General features: G+C 34.7%; 2 protein-coding genes. One reads left to right on the top strand and one right to left on the bottom strand.

From position 1 onward, the window contains the following. Window positions 1–2 precede the first annotated feature (2 nt). Complete coding sequence (locus ACOVQ4_RS04210; RefSeq protein WP_421819404.1) at window positions 3–1,370, bottom strand: thioredoxin-like domain-containing protein; 1,368 nt, start codon at window positions 1,368–1,370, stop codon at window positions 3–5. A gap of 282 nt (window positions 1,371–1,652) precedes the next feature. On the opposite strand from ACOVQ4_RS04210, the gene ACOVQ4_RS04215 reads away from it, so the two are divergent. Then, the gene (locus ACOVQ4_RS04215; RefSeq protein ID WP_421819405.1) at window positions 1,653–2,219 is read left to right on the top strand and encodes a TetR/AcrR family transcriptional regulator; all 567 of its coding nucleotides are present in this window, start codon (window positions 1,653–1,655) and stop codon (window positions 2,217–2,219) included. Window positions 2,220–2,468 lie beyond the last annotated feature (249 nt).

A 2,468-nucleotide genomic window follows, 5' to 3' on the forward strand; every position in this document is an offset into this window, starting at 1 on the left:
CCCTACTTTTTCCTCTTCTTTTCTTCTGCATCAATCAATCTTAAGTACTGTTCGGTTTCGAGTTTCTTGTTTGCCAATATTTTATAGGTACTATCTACCAAAAAGACATTAGGATAGGTTTGGGTATTATACTCATTCGTAAAATCAATGCTTACGTTATTATCATAACCATGAATAAATTTTTGTGCTTTAAAATCTTTGATAAACTTCTTCCAATCTTTTTTATCCTTTTCTTGTCCTCGTACCCCACATGCCATAAAGATTTTCACACCTTTTGCTTGCAATTTGGGATAGTCCTCCACTAATTTTTTGGTTGTTTCTTGGCAATGATGGCAATTAGGATCATAAATCATAACCAAGATATATTTGGATTTTGTCTGATAAAGACTCACTGGCCGGCCAAGAGTATCAGTCATAATGAGGTCTTTGAGTGTATTACCAATCAAAACCTTTTTCATACGATACACATACTCAAAGTTACGAACTACCGTTGCCGAATCCCACAAGGCAGCATTTCGAATCATATATTTTTCGGCCACATGGGTATATACCACCTCTTTTCCAAGAAATTCGGTAGTCAAAAACTTTTGTGCAATTTTACTAAACACATACTTTCGCTGGTCTGACTTTGGAGGCGTTCTATCAAGTAAACGGTCTGTAATCTGGATTAAGGTATCAGGAGAATAAGGCCCTTCTACTGTTTTGAGGTAATTTTCTAACACAGGACCCAAAAAAGGAGTTCGCATCATACGCTCATCTTCGAGGGCAACATTGTCAAAATAATGTTTGAGTAAAAAGTCATTATGCTTGATGGTATCCTCCACAGTAGGTTTGGCAGGATATGGAGGTGCTTCAATTTCTGTATTGATACGAACAATATTAGAAGCTAAAGACTCTTTGCCATACTTCTGAACAAATGCTTTTTTGTATGCATCCATGTCGGCTATTAGCTTTGGACGCTCAGTGGCAGGAGCATTTTGGATTTTGGCTCCTTTTTCATTGACAGTTCTCAGAAATTCAGCAAATTGGCGCGACTCCTCAGAGCCTTCTATTTCCATTTTACCATACAAATCAGCCTTATTTGTTTTGATGCTAAAGTGTTGAGTTGTTACTAAAAAATCAAAAACCCTTTGATTTCCCTGAACCAAAATATAGAAGCCTAAGGGCAAATCTTTTGTACCTTGAAATAGGATTTTTCCATCAGCATCAGCCTTGGCAGTATCAAGCGCCAAATAGCTTTTTTCGAAGGCGTTGACCAAAAAAAATGTTGAATCTCTAAGTCCCTTTACCTCAATATCGATACGGTGTTGTGCCATTGATGTTTCGCACAATATGCCCAAAAATAAGAGGCATAGCATCCATTTCTTCATTTTGATTTTATGTTTTGTGAAAAACGAATTTACATAATATTCCACACTCCGACTAAGGATTAACAAAAGATTAACACCTCATTGTGGTATTTTATCTTGAAACTAAGAGACAACCTATCGAGCAAGTTTGGTATTAAAAATATAAAAAATTGTAGGATTCAAACTACTATTTACCATTTAATAAACTCTAGGATATTTTTCTATGATATGCTCCTTATTGTCAGCTAAATACTTGTAAATTAGCTCAATTAATTTATTTCTAAAACTATCTTGCCATCAAGTATGCCTATTCAAAAAGTTACTAAAAATGAGATAATAGCCAAAGCCCTGAACGTGTTTAGTAATAAAGGTTACCACAACACCTCTATGTCAGACCTTGCTGCCGAGGTAGGTCTGCTTAAGGGAAGCTTTTATCATTACTTTATTAGTAAAGAAGAATTAATGGTACAAATTCTTGAGAGTATTGATTACGAATTAAAAAGCAATGTTTATCCCTTAGCCTTCCATAAACAATATTCCGCTTCAAAAAGAATGAAGCTATTTTTGAAAGGACTAAGTAAAGTAGTGATTCATAAAAACGGAGGTTGCATTTTGGGAAATACCATCCTCGAAACAGCTAATCTGTATCCTTCTTTCCGACATTTATTGACTACCATCATGGATGGCGTAGTTCAAAGCTTTGCTAATATTTATCAAGAACTCTATTCTCAAGAACAGGCTCAAATTCTAGCGCAACAAACGCTTATGGAATTGGAGGGTGCTATTATGTTTTCGAAACTATATAGTAATCCAAGTATTTTTCAAGATTTTCAAAAACGTATGATTCAACGTGTTGAAACAGACTCGTAAGGTATGTATTCCTACAAATAAATTCAAAAATCCTGAATAGGGTTTTATGCGCTAAACTTCCACTACTAATCTTCAAAACTTTCTTGTGATTTGATAAATTGCTTTCAACAAGTAATTCAGCAATGCTTTTTTTGAGTAGAAATGCAGAATCAGATTTAATTTATGTGTTTTAGGCAATAGACACTAGGCAAAGAGTGTTGAAATGTTTTTTAGTAATGATAAATATGTTTTTGCCAAATGCCCATAGCT

The organism is Flectobacillus sp. (assembly GCF_049240685.1).
Taxonomy (GTDB): domain Bacteria; phylum Bacteroidota; class Bacteroidia; order Cytophagales; family Spirosomataceae; genus Flectobacillus.

Coding starts and splice junctions, on each gene's coding strand:
- ACOVQ4_RS04215 (WP_421819405.1), top strand. CDS start 1,653: ATGCCTATTCAAAAAGTTACTAAAAATGAGATAATAGCCAAAGCCCTG.
- ACOVQ4_RS04210 (WP_421819404.1), bottom strand. CDS start 1,370: ATGAAGAAATGGATGCTATGCCTCTTATTTTTGGGCATATTGTGCGAA.